The 6,893-nt window shown below is 72.4% G+C and carries 7 protein-coding genes; 5 read left to right on the plus strand and 2 right to left on the minus strand.

Annotated elements, in window-relative coordinates; translation table 11 throughout:
- A partial coding sequence (rsgA, locus tag ABZ885_RS32625; RefSeq protein WP_360196701.1) for a GTPase RsgA occupies positions 1 to 632 on the minus strand: 632 nt, incomplete at its 3' end.
- Positions 633 to 1,069: 437 nt separating this feature from the next.
- Between rsgA and ABZ885_RS32630 the strand changes: the two genes are divergently transcribed.
- The gene (locus ABZ885_RS32630; RefSeq protein ID WP_360196703.1) at positions 1,070 to 2,449 is read left to right on the plus strand and encodes an FtsW/RodA/SpoVE family cell cycle protein; all 1,380 of its coding nucleotides are present in this window, start codon (positions 1,070 to 1,072) and stop codon (positions 2,447 to 2,449) included.
- A gap of 58 nt (positions 2,450 to 2,507) precedes the next feature.
- On the opposite strand, the gene ABZ885_RS32635 is transcribed toward ABZ885_RS32630, so the two are convergent.
- Positions 2,508 to 3,803 (minus strand): YihY/virulence factor BrkB family protein, encoded by a 1,296-nt coding sequence (locus ABZ885_RS32635; protein ID WP_360196705.1) that lies wholly within the window; start codon positions 3,801 to 3,803, stop codon positions 2,508 to 2,510.
- 175 nt (positions 3,804 to 3,978) lie between these two features.
- Between ABZ885_RS32635 and ABZ885_RS32640 the strand changes: the two genes are divergently transcribed.
- The 4 genes from ABZ885_RS32640 (at position 3,979) to ABZ885_RS32655 (ending at position 6,861) form a co-directional block, all read left to right on the plus strand.
- Positions 3,979 to 4,062 carry a putative leader peptide gene (locus ABZ885_RS32640; RefSeq protein WP_329492070.1) on the plus strand — a complete coding sequence of 28 codons (84 nt, stop codon included), beginning with the start codon at positions 3,979 to 3,981 and terminating at the stop codon, positions 4,060 to 4,062.
- 197 nt (positions 4,063 to 4,259) lie between these two features.
- Entirely contained in the window at positions 4,260 to 5,984 is a 1,725-nt protein-coding gene (locus ABZ885_RS32645) for a nitrite/sulfite reductase (RefSeq protein ID WP_360196708.1), read from the plus strand.
- Positions 5,981 to 6,163, plus strand: coding sequence for a hypothetical protein (locus ABZ885_RS32650; RefSeq protein ID WP_360196711.1), 183 nt, complete (start codon positions 5,981 to 5,983; stop codon positions 6,161 to 6,163). The genes ABZ885_RS32645 and ABZ885_RS32650 overlap by 4 nt, the downstream gene beginning before the upstream one ends.
- Positions 6,160 to 6,861 (plus strand): phosphoadenylyl-sulfate reductase, encoded by a 702-nt coding sequence (locus tag ABZ885_RS32655; protein WP_360196714.1) that lies wholly within the window; start codon positions 6,160 to 6,162, stop codon positions 6,859 to 6,861. The genes ABZ885_RS32650 and ABZ885_RS32655 overlap by 4 nt, the downstream gene beginning before the upstream one ends.
- Positions 6,862 to 6,893: the final 32 nt, after the last annotated feature.

A 6,893-nucleotide genomic window follows, 5' to 3' on the forward strand; every position in this document is an offset into this window, starting at 1 on the left:
ACCCCCTCGCCGGTCTCGGCGCTGACCACCACCACCGTGACGCCGGGCGCGATGCCCTCGACGTCGGCACGGATGAACTCGGCGTCGTCCACCAGGTCGGCCTTGGTGAGCACGACCACCGGTTCGGCGCCGGACTCCCAGGCCAGGGCGAGGAAGCGCTCGATCCGGCCGAGGTCGGGCTCGGCGGCGAGCGAGGCGGCGATCAGCACGGTGTCGACGTTGGCGGCCAGCACCTGGCCGTCGGAACGCTTGCCGGCCACCTTGCGGATGATCGCGGTGGAGCGCGGCAGCAGTGCCGCGACGGCCGGCATCGGCTGGGCCGCGAGGTCCACGGCCGCCCAGTCGCCGGTGCACGGGCAGTTGATCATGTCGGCGTCGCCGACCGGCCGGGTGTCCGCCCGGACGGTCCGCGGCTCGCCGGTCTCCGGGTCGGTCAGTACGGCGTCGCACTGACCCCGGTCGACCCGGACGATCCGGGCCGGGACGAGCCCGGCCTCGGCGAGCGGGGCGAAGTGCTCGGCGAACTCGTCCGTCCAGCCGTAGCCGGCCAGCGGGTCGGAGGCGTCCGAGGAAGAAGAGGTAAGAGAGGAAGAGATAAGAGGGGAAGACGGAACGGAGGCAGCGTTGAACAACGCAGTGGGCCCTTCGGGAGGAATGTGATCCCGCCGGGCTGCGGCTGCGCGCGCCGTAGGAGCGGCGTCAGCAGGCGGCCGGGAGGGAGAGGTGGTGTGTGCGAGCGCTGCCCAGGGCAGCCGTGACGGCAACGACAATCACGTGGCTCACCTCCTGTTTCTCCTCGGGCCGACGCATGGACGGCCCCCGTACCGGACTGATCACACCGTAGCGATCTCCCAGGACCCCGCCAACCGGTTTTTGACCTGCGACTTTCCCCGCCACGCAGCACTCCGGAGCCGCGCCGCAGCCGCCGCGCGGCCACTCCTCGGCCGCCGTCCGGCACCACCCGTGCCCCCGGCACCGCAACCGCCACCCCGCCGCCGCCGTCCTGAAGGGTGCGCCGTCGGCGCACCGCCCGGGGGGGGCGAGTGGGTCGAGCGGGGAGACGCGAAGGGTGCCGAGCAGTGCACGCGGCGAGGGCCGCCGCCGGGCCACACGCCTGCGCAACATCGAGCTCTTACTGCTGCTGCTCGCAGCCGCGGTCTGCCTGGGCGGACACGTGGCCGCCGGCCTGGCACTGACCGACCGGGTGCCGCCCGGCCTCGCCGCGCACGGCGCCGGCCTGGGCGCGCTGGCGCTCGCGGCGCATCTGGCGGTTCGCCGCTGCGCCCCGTACGCGGACCCGCTGATCCTGCCGCTCGCCGTGCTGCTGACCGGGTTCGGGCTGGTGCTGCTCGACCGCCTGGACTTCTCCTACAAGCTCGCCCATGCGGCCAAGGGCGACTGGCAGAAGATCCCGGCCGCGCCCTCCCAGCTGACCTGGACGGTCATCGCGGTGGCGGCGGCCGTGGTGCTGCTCGTGGCCGTCCGCCACCACCGCGTCTTCCAGCGCTACGTCTACCTGCTGATGACGGGCGCGCTGATCCTGCTGGCCGCCCCCGCGTTCTTCCCGGGGGACGTCTACGGGGCGAAGCGCTGGATCATCATCGGCGGGATGTCCTTCCAGCCGGACGAGTTCGTCAAGGTCGCCATCACGATCTTCTTCGCCGGCTACCTGACGACCTACGGGGACGTGCTGGCCCTGGCCGGCCGCCGGGTCTGGGGGCTGACGCTGCCGCGCGGCCGGCACGTCGGGCCGGTGCTGACGGTCTGGGTGGTCAGCCTGCTGGTGCTGGTCTTCGAACGCGACCTCGGCACCTCGCTGATCTTCTTCGGCGTCTTCGTGGTGATGCTCTACACGGCGACCGAGCGGACCGGCTGGATGGTGATCGGCCTGCTGCTGGCGGTCGGCGGCGCGCTCGTGGTCGCCACCCTGGAGCCGCACGTGCACGGCCGGATCGAGGCCTGGCTGCACCCGCTGGACTACTACCTCCCGCACCACGACAAGAGCCTCGTCTCGGACCAGCCCGCCGAGGCCCTGTTCAGCCTGGGCACCGGCGGCCTGACCGGGACCGGGCTCGGCGTCGGCCACCCGTGGCAGATCGGCTTCGCCGGGCGCAGCGACTTCATCATCACCACCGTCGGCGAGGAGCTGGGCCTGACCGGGGTGACGGCGGTGCTGCTGCTCTACGCGCTGCTGGTGCAGCGCGGGCTGCGGACGGCGGTCGGCCTGACCGACCCGTTCGGCAAGCTGCTGGCCACCGGGCTGTCGGCGGCGCTGGCGCTGCAGGTGTTCGTGGTGGTGGGCGGGGTCAGCGGGCTGATCCCGCTGACCGGCAAGGCGCTGCCGTTCCTGGCGGCCGGCGGCTCGTCGCTGCTGGCGAACTGGCTGATGACCGCCCTGCTGGTGAAGCTGAGCGACTCGGCCGGCCGGACGGCCCTGGAACCGGCCTGACGGGCCGGTCGAACCCGCGCCGGCGCCCGGCCCGAGCCGCTACCCCCGGCGCACCCGCTCAGCGCTGGTCCCACGGCGGCCGCGGCGGGTGGCCGGGCAGCGGGTACTCGGGCGGCGGCGCGGTCGGCCGGTCGCTGTCCGGCGGCGGCGGGGCCGGCCGGTGGTGCGGGCCGCCCCCGCGGGCGGTGAGCCGGGCCCGGACGTTCTCGGCGGCGAGTATGTCGGCCCAGCGCTCGGGGTACTCGGAGGGCGGCTCGACGTCCTCGCCCTCGTCCTCCCAGTACTCCTCCTCGGCGCCCTCGGCGAGGCCCAGCTCGCGCGCGCGCCGGGCCCGTTCGACGGCCCGCCGGGCGGCGACCTCGCGGACCACCGCCGCGGCGGCCTCCTCGTGGGCGCGCTCGTTCTCGGCGCGGGCGTCGGCGGTCTCCAGGGTGGGCCACCGGCGGTCTATGGCGGCGTTCATCGCGGCGCCGATCAGCACCGCGAGCGCGACCACGAAGATCCAGAGCAGCACCGCCACCGGCGCGGCCAGCGAGCCGTACACCGACGGGCCCTCGACCGAGCTGACCAGGTAGAGCCGCAGGGCCACGCTGCAGAAGACCAGCACCACCAGCGCGACCAGCGCGCCCGGGATGTCCTCCCGCCAGGGTGTGGAGACCGGCACGGCGAGGTGGTAGAGGGTGGTGAGGAAGACGATCAGCAGCAGGATCGCCACCGGCCAGTAGGCGGCGTTGACCAGGGTCGCGACGTCGGGCACCGCGTTCTGCACCAACCCCGGCCCGGCCATCAGCAGCGGCAGCACCAGCGAGCCGATCACCAGGGCGCCGAGGTAGAGGCCGAGCGACATCAGCCGGGTCTTGACGATGCCGCGCTTGCCGTCCAGCCCGTACATCACGGTGATGGTGTCGATGAAGATGTAGAGCGCCCGGGAGCCGGACCACAGCGAGAGCAGGAAGCCGAGCGAGACCAGGTCGGGCCTGGTGTGGTTGAAGACGTCGTCCAGCAGCGGTTTCACGACCTGCTGGATCGACGAGTCGGAGAGCACCGTCCCGGCAGCCGAGACGATGTCCGACTTCAGCTTGTCGATCGTCCCGGCGCCGAGGACGTCGTCCAGGTAGCCGAGGGTGCCGGCCAGGCAGAGCAGCAGCGGCGGGATGGACAGCAGCGTGAAGAACGCCGCCTCCGCGGCGAGGCCGGTGACCCGGTACTCGACGCAGGTGTTGGTGGTGTCCTTGACCAGGCCCCAGGCCGTACTGCGCCAGGTGACCTGCTTGGCCGCCCGCCGGGAGCCCCTGCCCCGACGACGGGAGGGCCGCTCGGGGTCCGGTCTCGTCGTTTCGCCTGCCTCTTGCACAGGGCTAACGGTATCGGGCCGGGGCCGGTCCGCTGATCTCCGTGTCATACCGTGGCCGCGGGGGGCGGATCCGGCGAGCGGCGGGAACGTCACAACGTCTCGCCATCCGAAACCTTTGCGTCCAGAATACGGACGTTAGTGGACCGCACGTCGTGCGCCGTGCGAATCTCTTGCCATGCCTAGCGCCGGAACCACCCTGGTAGGTCGACTCCACGTCGATCTCCTCCGCGTGTCCAGCGCCATCTGTCCGGTGATCTGAGCCCCACCCCGCCGCCACCCACCGCACCCGGCGCCACCACTCCGCCATCCCCGTCGAAGCGGATGCGCAGGCGCCCGCCCGGCCCCGGTCACTGCTCTCCCGGCCCTGATAAACCAGCAGGTCAGGCAGCACCGTTCCGCCGAGCACGCCCAGCGACCCACCCGGCGTCAGAGCCACCTGCCCCGAAGGACTTCACCATGGCCACCACTCCCGAGACCGCCGAGCCCACGGCCGACCGCGCCGCCGCGCGCCGCCCCGCCGCGGCTCGCAAGGTGACCCGCCACCGGGGCGAGGGGCAGTGGGGCATGGGGCACTTCACTCCGCTGAACGCCAACGAGCAGTTCAAGAAGGACGACGACGGTCTCAATGTGCGGACACGTATTGAGACGATCTACGCGCACCGCGGCTTCGACTCGATCGACCCGGCCGACCTGCGCGGCCGGATGCGCTGGTGGGGCCTGTACACCCAGCGCAAGGAGGGCATCGACGGCGGCAAGACCGCGATCCTGGACCCGCACGAGCTGGACGCCGAGTACTTCATGCTCCGGGTCCGCATCGACGGCGGCCGCCTGACCGTCGCCCAGCTCAGGGCGATCGCCGAGGTCTCCGAGCAGTACGGCCGCAACACCGCCGACCTGACCGACCGCCAGAACGTCCAGTACCACTGGATCCGGATCGAGGACGTCCCGGCGATCTGGCAGAAGCTGGAGGCCGTCGGCCTCTCCACCACCGAGGCCTGCGGCGACACCCCGCGCGTCATCCTCGGCTCCCCGGTGGCCGGCATCGCCGAGGACGAGATCATCGACGGCACCCCCGCCATCGACGAGATCCAGCGCCGCTTCATCGGCAACAAGGACTTCTCCAACCTGCCGCGCAAGTTCAAGTCCGCCGTCTCCGGCTCCCCGCTGCTGGACGTCGCGCACGAGATCAACGACGTCGCCTTCGTCGGCGTGGTCCACCCCGAGCACGGCCCCGGCTTCGACCTCTGGGTCGGCGGCGGCCTCTCCACCAACCCGAAGCTCGGCGTCCGGCTGGGCGCCTGGGTCCCGCTGGACGAGGTCGCGGACGTCTACGGAGGCGTCATCGGCATCTTCCGGGACTACGGCTACCGCCGGCTGCGCAACCGCGCCCGGCTGAAGTTCCTGGTCGCCGACTGGGGCGTGGAGAAGTTCCGCCAGGTGCTGGAGGACGAGTACCTCAAGTACCGGCTGATCGACGGCCCGGCGCCGCAGGAGCCCAGCGGCCGCTGGCGCGACCACGTCGGCGTGCACCGGCAGAAGGACGGCCGTTACTACGTCGGCTTCGCGCCGCGGGTCGGCCGGGTCGACGGCAGGCTGCTCGGGCAGATCGCCGACCTCGCCGCCGCCCACGGCAGCGACCGGCTGCGCACCACCGCCGAGCAGAAGATGCTCGTCCTCGACATCGCCGAGGACCGGGTCGAGTCCCTGGTGGCCGGCCTGGAGGCGCTCGACCTGCGGGTCACGCCGTCCCCGTTCCGCCGCGGCACCATGGCCTGCACCGGCATCGAGTACTGCAAGCTCGCCATCGTCGAGACCAAGGAGCGCGGCCGCACGCTCATCGACGAGCTGGAGAAGCGCCTCCCCGACTTCGAGGAGCCGCTGACCATCAACATCAACGGCTGCCCGAACGCCTGCGCCCGCATCCAGGTCGCCGACATCGGCCTCAAGGGCCAGCTGGTGACGGACGATCAGGGCCACCAGGTCGAGGGCTACCAGGTCCACCTGGGCGGCGCGCTCGGGCTGGAGGCCGGCTTCGGCCGCAAGGTCCGCGGCCTCAAGGTCACCAAGGAGGGCCTGCCCGACTACGTCGAGCGCGTCCTGACCCGGTACCAGGCCGACCGCGCCGAGGGCGAGCGCTTCGCCCAGTGGACGGCCCGGGCCACCGAGGAGCAGCTGTCGTGAGCGAGCGAGCGGCACCGTTCTTCTGCCCGTACTGCGGCGACGAGGACCTGCGCCCGTCCGAGGCCGGTCACGGCGCCTGGGAGTGCCACGGCTGCCGCCGCGCCTTCCAGTTGAAGTTCCTCGGCCTGCTCGCACCGACAGCGACGGGGAGTCCGACCAGCGGGGGGAACACAGCATGACCGGCACGACGACTGACCACGAGCAGCTGGCGCTGAAGGCCGGCCGCGAACTCGAGGAGGCGACCCCGCAGGAGATCCTGCAGTGGGCCGCCGACACGTTCGGGAAGCGGTTCTGCGTCACCTCCTCCATGGAGGACGCGGTCGTCGCGCACCTGGCCTCCTCCGTCCTCCCCGGCGTGGACGTGGTGTTCCTGGACACCGGCTACCACTTCCCGGAGACCATCGGGACCCGCGACGCGGTGGCCGCGGTGATGCCGGTCAACGTCATCACCCTCACGCCGCTGCAGACCGTGGCCGAGCAGGACGCCCAGTACGGGGCCCGCCTGCACGACCGCGACCCGGACCTGTGCTGCTCGCTGCGCAAGGTCGAGCCGCTCAACCGCGGCCTCGGCGCGTACGACGCCTGGGCCACCGGGCTGCGCCGCGACGAGTCGCCCACCCGGGCGAACACCCCGGTGGTCGCCTGGGACCCCAAGCGCCGCAAGGTCAAGCTCGCCCCGATCGCCCGCTGGACGCAGGAGGACGTGGACGCCTACGTCCATGCCAACGGCGTGCTGCTCAACCCGCTGCTGTGGGAGGGGTACACGTCGGTCGGCTGCTCCCCGCTCTCCTGCACCCGCAAGCCCGCCGAGGGCGAGGACGCCCGGGCCGGCCGCTGGTCCGGCTCCGGCAAGACCGAGTGCGGCATCCACCTCTGACCCGCCCCGACCACCCTTCCGATCTCCAGGAG

This window comes from Kitasatospora sp. NPDC047058 (assembly GCF_040643935.1).
Taxonomy (GTDB): domain Bacteria; phylum Actinomycetota; class Actinomycetes; order Streptomycetales; family Streptomycetaceae; genus Kitasatospora.

What these genes read in the sequence shown, in the direction of transcription:
- ABZ885_RS32640 (WP_329492070.1), top strand. Translation starts at nt 3,979, where the DNA reads ATGCCTAGCGCCGGAACCACCCTGGTAGGTCGACTCCACGTCGATCTC.
- ABZ885_RS32645 (WP_360196708.1), top strand. Translation starts at nt 4,260, where the DNA reads ATGGCCACCACTCCCGAGACCGCCGAGCCCACGGCCGACCGCGCCGCC.
- ABZ885_RS32655 (WP_360196714.1), top strand. Translation starts at nt 6,160, where the DNA reads ATGACCGGCACGACGACTGACCACGAGCAGCTGGCGCTGAAGGCCGGC.